An 18,321-nucleotide genomic window follows, 5' to 3' on the forward strand; every position below is an offset into this window, starting at 1 on the left:
GTTCGAGTTGTCTCTTCAGCCAATTTTTTTGCCGGTCACGACTTTCTTCCCCATAGAACATCTCGAGCGGGAACGGGACTTCGAATTCCGATGGGTTATAAGTGCACCAAATTTATTTCATTTGACCTTTAGTATATTTCCATATATAAATACATAATATAATTGTCTCGACGGCCTCTGTTGATCAGAACGGATGATTCGGATCGCTCTCGTAGAGGAATGCAAGCGCATACAGATTGAACGCATGGTATCCAGCAAACTTGTGAAGATGTGTTTCACCGGAAAGTGGTGCGCAACAGACCGGTGCAAATCGGCCGTTCAAAAGCGTATTGATAGCGGTTGCCAGTGTGATACGTCCACTCGCGAGTAGATAAGACAGACATTTGTAGTTCTTCTCACTGAATTTTTGACGTATGACGAGGAAGACCTTATCGACGAGGTCATCCGCGAGATGCTAGGCTTGAGGAGAATATTGATACGACTGAGTTTATTATCTACTCTATTAAAGATTATAGACATATGTATTTTTATAATTTGGATTACAATTATAGAAGCCGGAAATTACATATCCTCTATCGCTATTAATACCTTTATGACACACTCGTTCGTTTCGGTTGTTATCCCTGTCTATAATGATGGAGACCGGCTACAAAAGACACTTTCAGCGCTTGAAAACCAGACTTATCCTGACTCTCAGTACGAGACTATTGTCATAGATAACGGATCCACTGATAATACAGCCACTATAATCAATGAATTTTCAGTCAGATCATCGGAAATAACAGCTATTCAGAGCCCATACGCTGCCCGAAACCGCGGAATCCAAATGGCAAATGGTGATATTATCGCTCTTTTGGATGCGACATGTGTACCCATCAGTAGCTGGATAGAGTCAGCAATCAATTGTATGGAAGAAAATAACGCAGATCTTATAGCAGGTGATATTCAATTTGAGCTGGGAGAGGATCCAAGTCCAGCAGAACTGTACGACTCAATAGCTCACGTTCAAGTTGAGCGTAACGTCCGTGAGCGGGGTGTAGCTACAACCGGGAACCTAATCGTTAGAAAGGATCTCTTTGATGAGGACCACCTTGGAAAATTTCCTGTCGTCCGATCAAGTGCGGATGTAGAGTGGACGGGTAATGCAACAGAGGCAGGCTATACTTTAGGTTATTGCCCTGATGCGATCAGTACGTATCCCCCAAAAGACTTTCCAGGCCTAATGCGTAAGGCATACCGGGTCGGAAAAGGGAAACCCAAAGCATGGGCGCGAAATGGAAGTCATCCGCTACTTGCAGCCGCTTCTGGTGTGAGAAGCCTCCCTAGTAAAGTTTTCCAAACAATTACTGCTACAAATGATGATGGCCATACAAATAAGAATAATCAACAATCAATGCCGAAAATAGTGTTTGCAGTCGGCATACTTGCATTTGGTGTACAACTATGTGGATCTACTAAAGCTATCATAGAATATCTCGTGAATTGAACTTTTTTAGAAGTGAAAGACGACATATAGACTCGGCGAATCGTTCCACTATACTGGAAGTTCGTGGAAACGCGGATCCGAACTGGGCACCCTTTTCGCTTATCGCTCTTACGCAAAGCTACGGAAACAGCAGAGGGCAAAGCAATCGATAAGTGCGAAGATCGACGCATCGATTTTGTTCAACGACCGGACGCGGCGAAGGTATGAGCGGCCTGTTCCAAGCTTCGCTTGGAACAGGCCGCGGAACTTCCGCAGCCACGGGTGCAAGAGTGACGACAGACACTTAACCTAGTTAATGTGGACGCCGTCCGGCGAAACATACCGTCTTCATGGATGACCGTCCGGTGGTCGTAGTCCATCCAGCGATACGCCTGAAGCGCATCGGTCCAGACCACTCCCAGCCGCTGGGAGAGGTCTTCAGCTTCCTGAATTACCGGACCAAGGTCATCCTCGTAGCGGATTCCTTTCTTTGCGCGAATGACAGTGAGATCGTCGCGGCAGGCCGCGACGAGCATCAGTTGATCACCGTGACGTCCCTGTCATCATGTGCGTCCCCGAGACGACCCGCCGCGACCCCATCCGGGCCGCGGCGGGTCGTGGCCTTTGTATCCCGAGCATACTTTCCTACTCTCATCGATTTGTAAGGCGTCACTGTGTAGCTGTTTGGGGTGATTCTATATCACGAATCTACGACACCAGACGGGATCAGCGGGCTTCCACGTTCTCATCGTCCGATTTCCGCACCGAGGGCACGGTGTGTGCTTCTGAATCTATTTGAGGCGCCGCTCGACACCCTCGTCAAGCGGCTCGGTCCGAAGCTCTAAGATACCACGGCCGATTAGTTTTCGAAGCATTCCGCCGAAGGTTGGCTGGGTTTTGGACATCTCCACTATATACGTCGGTGGGGTGCACTGAATTTTCCGTAGCTTTGCGTAAGAGCGAGATGTTCTAAGGTCGTAGTGATCGATCGTGATTCACATATATCCCAACGCTTTGAGTTGGGATTTTGTATCTTTTATATCGTTTTGCGTTTCAACTGGCGGATCGGCAACAATATTTCGCCGTCTCTTGTACGGAATTTCTAGCCATGGGACTTCAACTAATTCGTTGATATAAGTTTTTAGAGGATGACCATAGGTTTTTACAGGGATTGGCCGATCACGTTCTCCCACTACATTCCCGTGATCAGATGTAACCACAACTTTTCCATCAATATCCTCGAGCAGTAATTCAACGAATTCTAAGACGACATCTAAATTTTCGTAATACGCTTCAAGCACGGCGGCACGTGAGAGTTCTGAATCGTTGAAGCGTAAACGACTCCATATTGGACGTTCTTCTTTATTTCTGATATCTTCATCTGGGATGTATCCGCGATGTGATATCGACTTCCCTTTCTCTCCGATAAACGGATAGTGTGGCTGCATATAATGACCAATAATCCTCTTCTGAGGGTACTTTTCATGCGCTTTTCTTATCTCAGAATTCATTGTCTCTGGTGTGACTGTTTGCAGATCCTTATCCCATCCTGTCTCATAGACAGGTATATGCGCATGGAATGTTTCATCAGGAAGTTCTGAGGTGAACGGGTTAGACGATACATAGACAATATCATGGAATTGATTGCCAGCAAAGTTCTCTTTAAGGAATTCTTGCGAACCACTCCCTAGTGATCGGTATTTCGACAATTTCCCAGGTAGATTGTTTTTCCTCTGAAACATATCAAACCGGCAGGCGTCCAGAATTAGAATAGTGTCCCATTCTTTATCAACCATACGTAGACCATCGCGATCTTTTATACGGCTGTTGATGGCAACGTTGGTTAAATGACCGATCTGTCGGAGATATCCAATTGTCTGTGTTGGATTCAATATTATATCCTTGACAGCTTTCTGTAGCTCAGTTCTCGATGGCATCTTCATACTATTGAACTATCAAAGGGAGTCATATAATCTCCGGTCTGCCTTATTGAGTCCTAAACTGAATATCGCTGCGGTATAGACGCCGATACTTATAGCTCCCGCAATGAACATTGTAACAACTGGTGGTGTAGGGAATATCTTTGGTAAGAGTAGCATAGCTGATGCACAAGGTAGAGAGGCTATTATTGGCTTCAGAAATGACTGCGATATAGGGATCATTCCCTCGAGATACCACACTTCACCAGCTCGTGCGATATTCAATACTACAAGAACCACAGCACTCGCATATGCTGCCCCAATAAGACCAAATTGGAGTATAAATAAGTAGTTGAGTATGATGTTGAGAATAGCTGCTACCCACTGGTTAAGGAATACAATATATTGGTGATCAGTCATCATGAGAAGATATCCACTTGGTCCCACTGATGAGTCAATGAGTTTTGCGGTTGATAGTATAATAAGGATTGTTCCACCAGCAATGAACTCTCTGCCAAATAGGGACAATAATTCTTTATGATAAATAATTGCCCCAAGTGTTAGTGGAATTGAACACGTAAATGACCACCGTGAAGTTACAGTAAAAATCTCGTTCAATTCATCAAGATCGTTATTAAAATAGAGCCTTGAAGCAATAGGGGGGAATAATTGCCCAATTGCGGAAACAGGCAGAGTTATAAACGACGCTAATAGCACCGCAATATTATAAGTTCCTACGCTGGCTGCAGAGAAAAATATACCCACCATAAGAATATCAGTTCGTGTGTAAAAAAATTGTCCCATATCCTTGGCCGACAACGGGACTGAGTAGGTGTAATACTCCTGTATATCTACGTTGTCCGTTGACCAGGACGGGTTGATCTCAAGATGTCGCGAGGAGAGATAGAAACCATATAGGAGTGTTAGCACACTTGCAATGACAACAGTTATAGTCGTTTCGAGGACCTGTAATCCCAGTAAGAACGAAATAACAGCAGCAGCCAGTGTTAGCCCATGCCAAGCAATCTTACGTATTAGAACGTCGTATTTGGCTAACTCAAGGGCTCGAAATGTGTTTGAGGTTACTTGCATTATTGTATCAAAGACTAGAATAATAGCAAAAAGTCGAAGGACATCAATGAAAATCGGATCATCAATCGTATAACTAGCAATAGTTGGTGCCATAGCAATGACTATACTAGCTGTCACAACACTTCCTGAAAACGAAGTAACATATGCAAGGGTTAGTGTATCTTCTTGGGTAGTAGGGGTGTCTGTCTGTGCAGGCAAATATTTCATCAACGATTTATTTGAACCTAAGTTTGAAATGCGACGAGCTAGCAGAAGACCTGTTTGAGCAAATGAAAAGATGCCGTAGCCCGATGCACCTAGCAACCGTGTCAGGAGCACCTGTGCGATGAATCCAAAAGCATTGGAAATTATATATCCTACAGAGAAAAATGATGCTCCCTGAAAGACAGAGCCTAGAGACTGTGTGACCTTTTTTGATTCAGAGTCGGTTTCAGACACGTATGGAAACGGCCGTGCTTCAATTATTTAATTCCGGTGTAAACAGTTACAGAGGGATAGGACGATTCATCTATGTGAAATATATTATAAATTAGGTGTACTTAGTATAGATCGTATTATTACCAGAGTTATAGATATTCGATTGTTTATGAAAGTTATCCCAAACTCTTGCTTCTGAGGAATAGCGTGAATTGTGTCTTATAGACTCAGCAACCTCTTTATCATCAGTGGTGTAGACCTTTAACGGCCTCTCATTTAACTCACCGTAACGAACAAGAGATAGTGCATTAGTGTCATCTGTGATTAAAGAACTATTCTGTGAGTTGACTTGTATTAGCCTCTCTTGTCCAGTAAACTGGGAGAACTCAAGATACCGTGCCACAACATAGTCTGAATGGATTGACTGGTTACTATATGTGCCAGAGTGGTTGATTGCACTCGTTTCTTCAGAAGTAAGATAGCCAGTATGCGTATCCGTTTTCACGGCAGGATCGTTACTCACGAGGTCCGTTGAAACCCCTCCAAACATGGAGAATGCTACAAGCATGACAACAATACCAGACAAGATAAGATTCTGTGATGGTTGGTATAACCAGACAACACTTACTGCTGTTGCAATTGATATGAACATTATTGTATAGAGTCCCCAACGCTCAAAATTAAATTCGCCTCCAAGTTGCTCAAGTATGAGTGTTGGCCCAGGTGCGGTAATTGCAATAGATAGTAGCCCAATTGTCACGAATACTTTCAATAGTGGATTCATATCATTGTCAATATCACTAGAGTAAACTACTAGAGACGATAATACAATGAATAATACAATCGGTGAAAAATGGGCATAATTTATATATCGGGCTACTATGTCAATTTCTCGAACAGCAGTTTCGCTTGCAGCCGGTGCACTGGAGAAGGCACCGAGAAAGGTTAGTACGAGCACTTCAATAATATCTGGTGACCGATACATCCAGTATACTAATAAGAAGATGCCTGAGATGAATAATATTCGTTTAGGCACAGGTATCGATTTTTCCCCTTTAAGGGAAAATAATGAGCTGATACAATAATATCCAATAATAATAACTGATATAAATGGTGCGGAAGCGGCATGATATGGTATCGTTGAAAAAATTGTAACAAATAGGAGAATACTAATATTTTTATTTGGATTATTAATAAATAGCCAAAATATGACAATAAGAAGTAAGCCTACTACACTGCGTGAGATACTGTAGGTTCCATAATCTATAAAATATGTACTATAGGGTGTAAAAAGTGCAGCTACTAAGGCTATTTCTCGTGTTGAAATACGCCGCGTAATGGAGTAAATCAGAGGTGGAATGACAGCATAAAGTAAACCATTAGTTACTAACATTATCTGATGAGGTGTCAAGCCTACTGGTACAACATTATAGATCATGGCATTTAGGATGTGCCAGAATGCAAATGCACTATAAACCTCTCCGAAACGGCCGAAAGCCTCATCCAGTGATTTTCCCTGAAGTAATTCGCTGATCCACCAAGCATGTGGAATCGTGTCTGTCCCACCAACAAAAAAGTGAGGTAAAAGGGAAATGCTCCAGATAATTATGGCAGATAGTAGCGATATTTGTGCTAGAATGAGTGGTACGGAACTATTACTGTGAAAAATTTGACCGAAAATAGTTATTCCTGATAGGGTTAATAATAGATAGATTAGAATATTCTGCCTACCAGCCCATGATGTTAATAAAATAGCACAACTTAGAGAGATGAAAAATGCAGATAAAAGGACACGTTTATCAATGAGCCCTTTTATACTACCACTCTTTGTATTTATATTGTAATTGTAGAGAACTGGTGCTATAATCATTGGAACTGCCAGATAGGTTCCAAGAATGGCGTACTCTGTTAGGTCTAATATTGCGGCTACAACAACACCAAGAACACCGACTACGGGAATGCCATAAAAAAGACTGATACCTATTACGCGATGGTAGATTGATACAGATCCCATGTGGTTAAGTTCTGAATAGACATTTATATATATGCCTTATTCGATCTTTGAACCGGATAGCTGAGAGCATTAGTAAGAATCAACCCCAAATAGATTCTGGCTACTCAATAACACTTGAAGGTAGCAAGAAACTGACGTTAGTGTACCAGACAGAGTTGTGTATACCTTAGGACTGATCATCTGGTTCATAACTACAGACGAAGTATCGATCCCTATTCTCAGCAATATACTCATAAATAGGTTCTCCAACCCATACGACTGGTGCCAGCCCCATTATCCAAACTACTGGAGCAAAAATACGGAATTGACGAAGTAATTCGCGGAACGCCCAGTATCCCCCATAGTTAGCACCGTCGTTAAAGACATACATTCTTTCATCAAGTTGTATTTCTTCTTGATCAGTATACTCTTCTGGAGCAGTTGTTTGAGTGTAAAATAGTAAGTTATCATTTATATCTAATATTTTGAAAATATAGAGGCTGCGGGCGCACATATAGCAATGCTCATCGTATACAATGTCGAGTTTTCGGTCTGAAACGATTCGTGCATAACCCTTATCCCATGCTAAGAAGAGTGAGAGGAAAATCATTTGATCGAAAAAGAAAGGACCTAAAGCAAGCCCAATAATGCCATGCATTCCGAACAACCCTATAACAAAGGGAGTTATGGATAGACCAAGAAAGATTGCTACCAAAAAGCCAGCTTCCAGCAGAATTGTCGAGATAGCAGAAAGAGCAGAAATGAGTGGAAATGTCGTGATAACCTCGCCAATAGGACGAGCTAAGCTATCAATTTCATTCCTGTAAGTGATAAAACGAATGGTCGTATCCGGTTGGATCCAGTTCCAGAGCGGTCCACCTATAATTTTCCCTATTCCACTTCCAAAATATATAATGGCTACAATAAGAAGAGAAGATTTCAGAATTGTCATTGGATAACTACCTTTGTTTGAAGTTTGCAGATGGTTATTGAGTTCAGAAAGAGACTGATCAGATGTTTGTCGAATACCATCAATAGTAAGAGGATCTGTTTCTGCATACAGACCAAATATGCTAATGAATAATACAGCTATAAACAGCGATTCGGTTCCGCCGCTAGCATTATATACAAACCGATGAGCACCCAGATATGCAAGGCTGAACGCAAATAAAAACGATACAATCCGTAGACGATAACCAATAATGAATAAACAGGCTATCAAAACTGTGGTCCAGACTATGAACGGCAATAATTCTAGTAGAAACGTAGAGCGTAGTAGACCATATCGATTTACAGGAACACTTGGCCACTCTGTCAACACTTTCCAATTCAATGAAGTAACCTTCCAAATGATATATGTTCCAATAATAATTCGAAATACAGCTAGGTTAATTGGGGATGGACGTTGATCATGTGACCAGTAATTTACTGTCAGCGATCGGGTCTTTGACCAAAATCCGATCATAGTTGCCCCTCACAACTCACATGTTCTGTCGCATCAAACGTATAGAGGCGATGATCTGATCTCTCAACCACTTTTGTTCCATCTTCTGAGGTTTTAATCATGATTTCATAAACCCGAAGTTCCGTAAATTCAGATACAGATTCCACATCATTGACTGTCCAATGTTTTTCAAATTTGTGGGTGGGAAAAGACAGATGGGATCCTTGATGGTTTCCTGATAATATCTGATTTCGATATGAATTTGCTTGATTAATAAAGAAACAACTTAGTTCAACTGTTTCTCCAGAACCGTAATCATAGACCATATTTTTTGCTTCTTGTCGAATATGTACGTTTAAAAATGGAGGGACCGCGCGGCTATCAAGATATAGCTCTGTATCATTCTCATCAGCCACGTACATCATATGAAAAGTTTCTGTTTGTTGCTCAGGTTGACTAAATTTCTGCATATGTATAAAGGGAAGCATTTCTATTGCTAAGACGGAGCTTAGAAAAACAACACAGATTAAACCAATAGTGAAATATTTTCTTACTCTCTTATTATCTGAAAATACATAGGCAATAGCAAGACTAACAAAAAACGATATAAAAATGCCTCCGGCGAGATAAGATATGAAGACACCTGACCAAAGTAATGACCAATCCATGGAAGGGAGATTTGTCGACATATACAAATATGTTTCTATCGATATTGTTTTATTAAGTCAGAGAGGTGAGCAAGTCATAGTGAGTGTTATCTATGACGCTCATGAATTATCTCGGAGACACATTAGACGTAAGTTTTTCTAACCACTATGTGAGATCGGCCTTCGCCGCGTCAGTCTCACTTAGCAGAACCTGTTGCGTCCGTTCATACCACCGAAGCTGTTTTCGTGCAGTTTTCCGTTCCTCGTACTCCGTAGATCCGTTTTCGAACCGATCGGCGACGTCCTTCGGCGTATCTGCATCGCACCGATCTTGGTATGCCTGAATCTGAGCACCCCGCTCTCGGATACGGTCCTCGAGGCCGTCGAGCGATGACTCCTGTACGAGATCACACACGATCTCCCATTCGAACGCGGCCGCGTTTCGCTTGTACGTCAGTGGATCTCCGTCGTATTCGATGGCAACACCGAGGTTGACGAACGTCTGGAGATACTCGCGGACCAACGGCAGGTTCACATCCGGTTCGATCAGTCAGAGCAACGGCAGTAATTGGCTCCTCCCCCTGGATGAGTGCGTCGAGGAGTTGCTCTTCGCCAGTATCCTGGTTGGCTATACTTTTTTCTCCTGATAGGATTTCATCCGGACATCGTCCCATTTCTACCACCGTTATTCACGAAACCCTACAATTCCCCCTAACATCATTGAACGTCATAATATCTTACTATATACCCACTCGCTTTGCTGTACATTCGCTCTTCTCGTCGAAACGAAGTGGTAGCAGCACGACGAACTGACTCTCAGTGACCACTGATCAATCCACTTCGGATGGGACTGAAAGGGGCGACGCGCTCGAGGTGAGAAGGGTCAACGAGACACAGTGCGCCTCGTTTTACGAGGGTCCTGAACAAACCGTCGACTGGTATCGTACCCAGTAGACCGTTTTCACCAAAATGACTCTGATCACTACTTTCGCGGAAGTGCCATTGTGAACGATCCTCGAATTTCGTCCAGTACTGGCTCGAGTCATTCGACGTCCCCAGATTCGAGTGCGTACTCGAGCTCATCGAGACTACAGCTGATCTCCCGTTGGAGATCCTCAAATACGGTTTCGAGTCGTTGCCGTCTCGCCCGTTTACGCTTCCATCGGCGGATCGTTCGGCTGCTGATTTCGACGTTGCTGGACAGATTGCCTGATACTGGATCTTCCCGTCTCGTCACATAGTTCATCCACTCGAGTTGTGTGACTATTGTTCGAATACGTACGTTTAGAACTCGAATTCGCGCGAGAGCGAATGAAGAGATCACTCTTGCTCTTTCGACGAAAGAAGGGCTAAGAGAATTAGACGCGTGCTGTGACTGATCTCAGTCAGCAGTCGCTGGCACTTCCGCCTCTTGCAACCGTTCCTCCGCTTCGTCGCGATCCTCGGGATAGCCGACGTCGATCCGCCAGCCGTCGAGCCCAATCGCGTCGATCGTCCGCCCGCTCTGGATTAGCAGGTCGATCGCCTCGCTGATCTCGTACTCGTTGCGATCGGAGGGCTGGACGAGGTGACACGCGTGGAAGATCGCGGGCGTGAACGTGTAGAAGCCGGTCATGACGAGATTGGACGGTGGATCGTCGGGTTTCTCGACGACGTCCGTGATCTCGCCGTACTTGTTCGTATCGCAGACCCCGTAGCGCGACGCTTCCTCCCACGGCACTTCCTCGACGAGGAACGCCGCATCCGCTCGCTCTTCCTGCTGGCGGCGAACGACGTCCTCGAGGTTCGCCTGGAAGATATTGTCCCCGAGAATCAGCATGAAGTCGTCGTCGATGTGGTCCTCGACAGTCAGCAACGCGTGGGCGAGCCCCTGCTGCTCGCGCTGGTGGGCGTACGTGATCGGTACGCCGCGATACTCGTCGCCGTAGTGGTCGATGATCTTCTCCTTCAGGTAGCCGACAACCACGACGAACTCGTCCGCGCCGAGTTCGACGAGCTGATCGAGACAGTGGGTGAGGATCGGTTCCTCGTCGACCTCCACCATCCCCTTCGGTTTGTCTTCCGTCAGCGGGCGAAGCCGCGTGCCTTCTCCCGCGGCGAGTACGACAGCTTGCATTGACACCGATTAATGACTCTCCGATCACAATAACGTTCTGGTTCATGGTAATCTCCGCTCACAGTATCAGAACGCTCTTGCATATCGGCTCGGGCAATCCATCTAATGGATATCTCTGTCATCGGCAGCGGCTACGTGGGGACGACGATCGCAGCCTGTTTTGCAGAGCTGGGCCACGACGTCACAGCGATCGACATCGACGAGGAGATCGTTGCAACGCTCAACGAGGGCCGGGCACCGATCGACGAGCCCGGTCTCGGGGAGTTGCTCGAAACGCACGTCGGCGATCGGCTCGAGGCCACCACGTCCTACGACGCCGTGCCTGAATCAGACGTCACGTTCCTGGCAATCGGCACCCCGTCGAACGAAGACGGTAGCATCGATCTCACTGCCTTGGAAGGAGCCGCCGAAGCAACTGGCGAGGCCCTCGCCGACAAATCCGATCGCCACCTCGTCGTCATCAAGAGTACGGTGACGCCGACGAGCATCGCAAACACCCTCGAGCCCGCCGTCAAACGAGGCGCCGACGGAAACGAGAACGTCGAGGTCGGAATGAATCCCGAGTTCCTCCGCGAGGGAAGTGCAGTCTCCGATTTCATGCATCCGGACAAACTCGTCTATGGAACGAACTCCGAGTGGGCGACGGAGCGACTGCACGCTATCTATGAGCCGCTGCTCGAGGACCACGACGCCGATATCGTCGAAACTGACCCACAGACCGCATCGATGATCAAGTACGCCAATAACGCCTTTCTCGCCTCCAAAATCAGTCTCGTCAACGACCTTGGGAACATCTGTAAGGAGTTTGGTCTCGACGCCTACGAGGTGATGGAAGCGATCGGCCTCGACGACCGAATCTCCGAACAGTTCCTCCGCAGCGGCGTCGGCTGGGGCGGTTCCTGCTTCCCGAAGGACGTCAACGCCATCATCGCGGCGGCGCGCGAGGAAGGCTACGAGCCGGCACTCCTCGAGGCTACTGTCGAAATCAACGACCGCCAGCCCGAACGAATGCTCACCCTCCTTACAGACTACGTCGATCTCGAGGATGCCCGCGTCGCAGTCCTCGGCCTCTCGTTCAAACCGCAGACGGACGACATCCGGAACTCTCGAGCGATCCCGACTATCGAAGGTCTCCAAGAACGTGGGGCTGAAGTCGTCGCATACGACCCGGTCGCGATCGAGCCGATGCAAGAGCGGTTCCCCGAGATCGAGTACGCGGAGTCGGCGGCTGATGCCCTAACCGATGCCAATGGAGTAGTAGTCGTAACGGACTGGGACGAGTTCGCGGCACTGGATGAGGAGTTCGATACGATGGCCGCCCCTATCGTCGTCGACGGCCGCCGAATCATCCAGCGTCGAGACGGCATCACGTACGAAGGCCTGACCTGGTGACTACTCGGACGTGAGACCGGCCTCCATCACGCCAGTCTCACTCAGTCGGACCTGCCGTGCTCGTTCGTACCGCCGAAGCTGTTTCCGTGCAGTTTTCCATTCTTCGTACTCCGCAGATCCCTTCTCGAGCCGATCGGCGACATCCTTCGGCGTGTCCGCATCGTACCGATCCTGATACGCCTGAATCTGAGCACCTAGCTCTCGGATACGCTCCTCGAGGACGTCGAGCGAGGACTCCCGCGCAAGATCACACACGATCTCCCATTCGAACGCGGCCTCGTTTCGCTCGTACGTCGATGGATTCCCGTCGTATTCGATGGCGACACCGAGGCTCACGAACGACTGGAGATACTCGCGGACGACGGCAGGGTCACATTCAGTTCGATCGGCAAGAGAAGCGGCAGTAATCGGGTCATCCGCCCGAGTGAGTACATCGAGGAGTTGGTCTTCGACAGCACCCTGGGTGGACATATTATTTTCGCCTGATAGATCGTTATCCGGGCGTCGCTCCATTACTACCACCGTTATTCACGAAACCCCATAGTTCTTCTCAATAGTATAGACACTCACGCAAATTTACTAAATGTCCGTTCGCTTTGCCGTGCATTCACTCTTTTCGTCGAAGGAAAGTGGTGACAGAACCAGCACAACGAACTGGCTCTCGGTGACGACCGATCAATCCACCGCGGATGGAACTGAAAGGGACGGCACGCTCGAGGTGCGAGGGGTCAGCGAGATGCATAGTGTCTCGCTTTACGAGGGTCTCGAGCAAGCTGTCGACTGGTATCGCACTCAGTAGCCCGTTTTACCAAAAGCGGCTCCCGATCACTGTTCTCGTGACGAAGCCGTTGTGAGCGACTCGCGCATTTCGTCGAGTACTGGCTCGAGTCGTTCAACGTCCTCGGATTCGAGCGCGTACTCGAGTTCGCTTGGCTCGGACCGAAGCAGTCGGATCTATCGGGCCCGTCTTGAGTCTCTTCACAGAGTTTATGAAGTGAGGAGACACCGCTCCTCACGGGCTGATATTCATACCCCAAGTAGAATATTTTTTGCCTGTTTCTCTAGTTACCTTGGGAGTTCCCTATCCATTTTTGTCTCCTTTCGATGGAGGGGTGGATGGTGTGGGTGATGGATACACATACCAATCCACAGAATAAAGACGATGCTGACGCGGGTGAACAGCCGATCTATCGGCGGGCAGTGATGGCTGCTGCGGGAGCCGTTGGAAGCATGGTGGCGCTCTCGCCGGTGAGCGCTGATGAGCACGAGCGCACGGTCGAACCGGGCGAGACAATCGAGACGCCAACCTGTCGCGAGCGTGTATATGATCACATCGAATGCGAGGCACGAACCCGTCCGTGGGCAACAGGTGCAATCACGGCGATCGGTTGTCCCGACTGTGACACTGGCTTCCAGCTTAGTGTTGAGGCTAGTGATGGTATCTCACGCGATCCGTGCGAGGAGTCAGGGAGCAATACGGCTACCGAGTACGTCGAGCCTGGAGAGCGCGTAACGCTCTGGTTTGACGGGCACATCACGTCACTGACAACGAGTCAGTCGAACGCTCGTATCGCAATCAATCAGAACAACTGTACCCGTCCAGCGGATTGACGCCGAAGACAGCGGCCGATAAGGACGAAATCCTCGGTATTCTTTCCTATCTGACGATGATGCTGAAGGCGATCTGCTATCACTACCATCGATGCGGAGCGTTCCCGTCTTGAGGGGAAGATCCTTGTACGATATGAGTATAAGTCCCTAGTCCAACGTACACCGTTCTCGTTGTCGTTTCCGGGAGCGATATCCGCCAGTGTTCCGTGGAGTCACGATGACCAGTATCGGCCTCTCCGGAAACTCTGCCTGATGCCACTGCTTTGCGTGTGGAGTTGTTCGGGAAAGAGACAGAGTCATCTCACGGACGATCAACGCGTCCCTCAACTCTCGAAGCATCGTCTGGCCCTCCGCAAGACGACCGAGCGGAAGAACGGCCTCTAGCACGCACACCGAACGCCAGGGCCTGTTGCCGACCGACGTCGAGATCCCTGGCGAGTCATCTACTGGTTTACCGGAGACGGCTGCCAGCCACGGCTGCAGCTGACCACGAGGACGAAACACCGCTCGAGAGAGCCCACACGCTTCCGACCAATCCACGAACCATCCGCGTGCGGTTGCTCGAACGGGTCGCGTAGTCGTGTGGGTTGCTTCCTCGATCGGTTGTCGTCGGTCTGGACGCGAGACGACGTTCAGTGGTCGGCCGAGGACACCAGCTGTCACTGGAGACTCTCATTCGACCGATTGGTGACTATGAACCCGCTTATCCTCGATCGAGGTGGACAGATTCCGAAAAATGGCTCATCAATCCGGTCCGGAACCGGATCCTACTCGACGGTCACACTTTTTGCCAAGTTCCGCGGCTTGTCGATCGACCGTCCCAGCCGATTTGCAACCCAGTAGGAGACCAACTGCAACTGGACGTTCGCCAACACCGGCGTCAGTTGCGGGTGGCTCGAGGGGACCTTTGGGACGTGATCGGCGTACCGCCCCACCTCGTCGGGCGCGTCGGTCACCGCGACGACCGGTGCCTCGCGGGCCTCGACTTCCTTGACGTTGCCCAGCGTCTTTTCCAGGCTCGACCCCTCCGTCAACAGCGCAAACACCGGTGTGTCCGCACTCACCAGCGCCAGCGGACCGTGTTTCAACTCGCCGGCCGCAAAGCCCTCGGCGTGCTTGTACGTGATCTCCTTCATCTTCAGCGCGCCCTCGAGGGCGACCGGCGCAGCGTCCCCCCGGCCGATGAAGAAGTACGCGTCCGCGTCGACGTAGGTGTCGGCCACGTCGTGCGCCTGCGACGAGTCGAGCACCTTCTGGACCCGATCCGGCAGTTCGCGCAGCGCCTCCAAAAAGGCCGGACTAGTATCACCGGTGAGCGCCCCCACAACGAGCGCCAGCGCGACCTGCTGGCTCGCGAACGTCTTCGTCGCGGCGACGCCGATCTCGGGGCCGGCCCGGATGTAACAGACGTGATCGCACTCGCGAGCGGCCGAACTCCCTACCGTGTTCGTCAGCGCGAGCGTCGTCGCGCCGGAGTTCCATTCGCGCCGCGGGCCAGTCGGCGAACTTCGCTGTCTCCGCGGCCCGGTCGACCTCAGCGAGCGTCTCCACCCCGTACCGGTCCTGGTATGTCTGGATCACCTGGAGCAAGCGCTCCAGTTCGGCATCGAGTTCCGCGAGCGAGTGTGCGTCGGCGAGGGTAGCCGCCGGCTGGGGCTCGTCGGCGGCCTCGAGCGCGTCGTACAACCGCTCTCTCATGTCACCGTCGAACGGGTTCGTAGGCGCGGCCTCCTCCACACTGGATCCCTTGTGCCACTGACCCACAGAGAGAGAGAGTACGTTTCGTGTGCTTTTAGTGTTCAGATGAGCCGAAAGGGTCGAGAGCGCGTGATATCCAGAACGGTCTCTTGATCGGCAAAGCATACGAATCAGACGAAAGGTGGTTTTAAGTAACACTACTGAGTGGTCGTCAGCAAGGAATGTCGGGACCGTTTAGCGACATCACGGACACGATCTTCGCCGAGAAGTCCGTGCTGAGCGAGAGCTATCAACCTGCAGAGATCCTCGAGCGCGACGAAGAGATCACCGAATTCAGTCACGCGCTCCAGGACGTCCTATTCGGCCGGGAGCCGGAGAACGTCTTTCTCTACGGGAAGGCGGGACTCGGGAAAACAGCGGTGACGACATACATGATGACCGAGTTGCAAGCGGAGGTCGAAACCCGAGACGAAGCCGACGAACTCCACGTCCACGAGATCAACTGCAACGGCAAGACGCTGTTCATGGTCGTGCGGCGGCTCGTCAACGAGTTGCTGACGGCGAATGCGAGTCCGTTTCCAAAGCGCGGGCTCGGCACGGGCGATGCCTTCGACGAACTCTACCGACAGCTCGATCGCCACGAGGGCACGCATCTGCTCGTCTTCGACGAGATCGACCACCTGGACGAGGTCGATACGCTCCTGTACGAACTGCCTCGAGCCCGCTCCAACGGCCACATCACGGACGCGCTCGTCGGCGTGGTCGGCATCAGTAACAACTACACGTTTCGGCAGTCGCTGTCGGCGAAAGTCAAGGACACGCTCATGGAGACAGAGATCTCGTTCAGTCCGTACGACGCCGGCGAACTGCGGACGATCCTCGAGGATCGAGCCGATCGCGCGTTCGTCAGCGGGGCCTGTGACGACTCGACCATCGCGAAAGCCGCCGCACTCTCGGCCCAGGATATGGGAAACGCGCGCCAGGCGATCGATCTCCTGCGTGTCGGAGCCGAAGTCGCCGAACGAGCGGGAGACGACGTCGTCACCGACGAGCACATCGAGGACGCACGGACGCTCGTGCAACGCGGACGACTCCAGGACAAGATCCGCGATCAGACCGAACACGCCCAGTACATCCTGGAGACGATCGCGAAACTGGAACGGCAGGGAGCCGTTCCGGTTCGATCGAAGACGGTTCAGGAGAGATACGAACAGGTCGCGACCGCCTACGGCGCGTCACCGCTCACGACGCTGAAGAGTATCCAGGACCACCTCTCGGATCTGCACATGCTCGGGTTTTTGATCAGACACGAGCGGAATAAGGGACTCAGTGGCGGACAGTACTACGAGTACGAACTCGATCTCGATCCGATGATCGTCCTCGAAACGAGAGACGAAATCGGGCGGACGTTCGAATAGAAACACACGAAATCCACTCTCCGACTGGGCATCGACTGTCTCCCTCTCGCTGTCTGAGAGAGCACACGAAATCTACTCTCACACCGAGAGGCCGTCGAGTGGGACTGCGTCCACATCACTACGAGTGATACTCGTAGCTTCCGTCGTGATCGCCGCAGCGCCGACAGGTACCGTCGTCTCGTTTCTCGACCTCGATCGAGCGTATCGACCAGTCGTATCCGCACGTCGTTGGGTCGTCGAACGCCACAGGTTCACCGTCACGGGCTTCGGCGGCGAGTTCCGAAAACTCCAGTCTGGAACTCACGGCTCTGAACCTTCCGTTGGCGGGCTGAATGCCCGTGTTGTGAGTTCGCTCAGACAGAGCTGTTGGCTGCGTGGCGTGGGGAACGCGATCGTCCCGAGCCGACCACCGACAAGAACCTCCGTCGTGCCGAGGGTCGGCGAGCGAATCCGATTGGGCACACAGCCACGACAGAACAACCGCGGGACGTCCCACCGTGTTGAATCGGCACAGCGATACGCGTACGCGAACACGATGTCGGTCTCGTGCAGCGCCGTCCCACAGCCGATGCAGAGGACGGTATCGGGTTCGGGCCCGACGGGATAGCCTTGCAAGATCTGTGCTGGCGTCGCGACGACAGCCGGGCCGTTCTCGAGTGTTTCGCTCAGTTCAGTGAGATGCCGATAGACATCGTTAGTGGGCATTGCCACCATCCTCCTTGCTGCGCGCTACTGTGAAACACGTGAAGCAGGGAAGCCCATCCGACCGCGGACCATCACACCAGTCATGATCGAATAGTTGCTGGACAATACGTTTTTCACCGATAAGTGACGTAGCGTACATTGCTTCTCACACCTCGAGAAGCGCAGGCGGTGTCTCCAGCACCGTCTGATTCTGCTCAGAAATCCTGCGCTCCTACGGTTACTACTCTAGCGTCCAGGCCCATATAGTTTGCTTCTCAAACTTGAGTTAGGAGTTTATATTGAGAGCTCCCGTGGGATGCCAGAATGACAATCAAATAGTAACAAGTATGTAATGCAAGTATGGAAAGCAAGCAGTATGGCTCTATCCGATAGCGACTTACGCGATGTCGATCGAGATTTACTGG

13 protein-coding genes and 2 pseudogenes are annotated in these 18,321 nt (G+C 50.1%); 4 read left to right on the forward strand and 11 right to left on the reverse strand.

Annotation, left to right across the window (positions count from 1 at the left end; genetic code table 11):
• The first annotated feature begins 592 nt into the window (after positions 1 to 592).
• Positions 593 to 1,486: a glycosyltransferase gene (locus tag NED97_RS12735; RefSeq protein ID WP_252487408.1), complete on the forward strand. Its 894-nt coding sequence runs from the start codon at positions 593 to 595 to the stop codon at positions 1,484 to 1,486.
• 108 nt (positions 1,487 to 1,594) lie between these two features.
• On the opposite strand, the pseudogene NED97_RS12740 reads toward NED97_RS12735, so the two are convergent.
• From NED97_RS12740 to aglF, 8 genes and pseudogenes are all read right to left on the reverse strand, one after another.
• Positions 1,595 to 2,370 (reverse strand): annotated as a pseudogene (locus NED97_RS12740) (hypothetical protein).
• A 90-nt stretch (positions 2,371 to 2,460) separates the two neighbouring features.
• Complete coding sequence (locus NED97_RS12745) at positions 2,461 to 3,408, reverse strand: hypothetical protein (RefSeq protein WP_252487409.1); 948 nt, start codon at positions 3,406 to 3,408, stop codon at positions 2,461 to 2,463.
• A gap of 12 nt (positions 3,409 to 3,420) precedes the next feature.
• The gene (locus NED97_RS12750) at positions 3,421 to 4,914 is read right to left on the reverse strand and encodes a flippase (protein WP_252487410.1); all 1,494 of its coding nucleotides are present in this window, start codon (positions 4,912 to 4,914) and stop codon (positions 3,421 to 3,423) included.
• A 91-nt stretch (positions 4,915 to 5,005) separates the two neighbouring features.
• Positions 5,006 to 6,907, reverse strand: a complete 1,902-nt coding sequence (locus tag NED97_RS12755; protein ID WP_252487411.1) for a hypothetical protein — start codon at positions 6,905 to 6,907, stop codon at positions 5,006 to 5,008.
• 166 nt (positions 6,908 to 7,073) lie between these two features.
• Positions 7,074 to 8,351 (reverse strand): DCC1-like thiol-disulfide oxidoreductase family protein, encoded by a 1,278-nt coding sequence (locus NED97_RS12760; protein ID WP_252487412.1) that lies wholly within the window; start codon positions 8,349 to 8,351, stop codon positions 7,074 to 7,076.
• The gene (locus NED97_RS12765; RefSeq protein ID WP_252487413.1) at positions 8,348 to 8,998 is read right to left on the reverse strand and encodes a hypothetical protein; all 651 of its coding nucleotides are present in this window, start codon (positions 8,996 to 8,998) and stop codon (positions 8,348 to 8,350) included. Before NED97_RS12765 ends, NED97_RS12760 begins: the two co-directional genes overlap by 4 nt.
• Before the next feature lie 145 nt (positions 8,999 to 9,143).
• Positions 9,144 to 9,512 carry a DUF7342 family protein gene (locus NED97_RS12770; RefSeq protein ID WP_252487414.1) on the reverse strand — a complete coding sequence of 123 codons (369 nt, stop codon included), beginning with the start codon at positions 9,510 to 9,512 and terminating at the stop codon, positions 9,144 to 9,146.
• 846 nt (positions 9,513 to 10,358) lie between these two features.
• A complete protein-coding gene (aglF, locus tag NED97_RS12775; RefSeq protein ID WP_252487415.1) occupies positions 10,359 to 11,093 on the reverse strand; it encodes a UTP--glucose-1-phosphate uridylyltransferase AglF in 735 nt (244 codons plus the stop codon).
• 105 nt (positions 11,094 to 11,198) lie between these two features.
• Between aglF and aglM the strand changes: the two genes are divergently transcribed.
• The gene (gene aglM / locus NED97_RS12780) at positions 11,199 to 12,485 is read left to right on the forward strand and encodes a UDP-glucose 6-dehydrogenase AglM (RefSeq protein ID WP_252487416.1); all 1,287 of its coding nucleotides are present in this window, start codon (positions 11,199 to 11,201) and stop codon (positions 12,483 to 12,485) included.
• On the opposite strand, the gene NED97_RS12785 is transcribed toward aglM, so the two are convergent.
• Positions 12,486 to 12,998, reverse strand: coding sequence for a DUF7342 family protein (locus tag NED97_RS12785; RefSeq protein WP_455429860.1), 513 nt, complete (start codon positions 12,996 to 12,998; stop codon positions 12,486 to 12,488).
• Positions 12,999 to 13,613: 615 nt separating this feature from the next.
• Here NED97_RS12785 and NED97_RS12795 point away from each other — a divergent pair.
• Positions 13,614 to 14,096 (forward strand): hypothetical protein, encoded by a 483-nt coding sequence (locus NED97_RS12795; RefSeq protein ID WP_252487417.1) that lies wholly within the window; start codon positions 13,614 to 13,616, stop codon positions 14,094 to 14,096.
• Positions 14,097 to 14,863: 767 nt separating this feature from the next.
• Here the strand turns inward: NED97_RS12795 and NED97_RS12800 are convergent.
• Positions 14,864 to 15,571, reverse strand: a pseudogene (locus NED97_RS12800) (SIS domain-containing protein); the annotation flags it as partial.
• A 444-nt stretch (positions 15,572 to 16,015) separates the two neighbouring features.
• Here NED97_RS12800 and NED97_RS12805 point away from each other — a divergent pair.
• The gene (locus NED97_RS12805; RefSeq protein WP_252487418.1) at positions 16,016 to 17,212 is read left to right on the forward strand and encodes an orc1/cdc6 family replication initiation protein; all 1,197 of its coding nucleotides are present in this window, start codon (positions 16,016 to 16,018) and stop codon (positions 17,210 to 17,212) included.
• A 300-nt stretch (positions 17,213 to 17,512) separates the two neighbouring features.
• Here the strand turns inward: NED97_RS12805 and NED97_RS12810 are convergent, their stop codons facing one another.
• Positions 17,513 to 17,917, reverse strand: coding sequence for a hypothetical protein (locus NED97_RS12810; protein ID WP_252487419.1), 405 nt, complete (start codon positions 17,915 to 17,917; stop codon positions 17,513 to 17,515).
• Positions 17,918 to 18,321 lie beyond the last annotated feature (404 nt).

The organism is Natronococcus sp. CG52 (assembly GCF_023913515.1).
GTDB lineage: Archaea > Halobacteriota > Halobacteria > Halobacteriales > Natrialbaceae > Natronococcus > Natronococcus zhouii.

Coding starts and splice junctions, on each gene's coding strand:
- NED97_RS12735 (WP_252487408.1), top strand. CDS start 593: ATGACACACTCGTTCGTTTCGGTTGTTATCCCTGTCTATAATGATGGA.
- NED97_RS12745 (WP_252487409.1), bottom strand. CDS start 3,408: ATGAAGATGCCATCGAGAACTGAGCTACAGAAAGCTGTCAAGGATATA.
- NED97_RS12755 (WP_252487411.1), bottom strand. CDS start 6,907: ATGGGATCTGTATCAATCTACCATCGCGTAATAGGTATCAGTCTTTTT.
- NED97_RS12760 (WP_252487412.1), bottom strand. CDS start 8,351: ATGATCGGATTTTGGTCAAAGACCCGATCGCTGACAGTAAATTACTGG.
- NED97_RS12765 (WP_252487413.1), bottom strand. CDS start 8,998: ATGGATTGGTCATTACTTTGGTCAGGTGTCTTCATATCTTATCTCGCC.
- aglF (WP_252487415.1), bottom strand. CDS start 11,093: ATGCAAGCTGTCGTACTCGCCGCGGGAGAAGGCACGCGGCTTCGCCCG.
- aglM (WP_252487416.1), top strand. CDS start 11,199: ATGGATATCTCTGTCATCGGCAGCGGCTACGTGGGGACGACGATCGCA.
- NED97_RS12785 (WP_455429860.1), bottom strand. CDS start 12,998: ATGGAGCGACGCCCGGATAACGATCTATCAGGCGAAAATAATATGTCC.
- NED97_RS12795 (WP_252487417.1), top strand. CDS start 13,614: ATGGATACACATACCAATCCACAGAATAAAGACGATGCTGACGCGGGT.
- NED97_RS12805 (WP_252487418.1), top strand. CDS start 16,016: ATGTCGGGACCGTTTAGCGACATCACGGACACGATCTTCGCCGAGAAG.
- NED97_RS12810 (WP_252487419.1), bottom strand. CDS start 17,917: ATGCCCACTAACGATGTCTATCGGCATCTCACTGAACTGAGCGAAACA.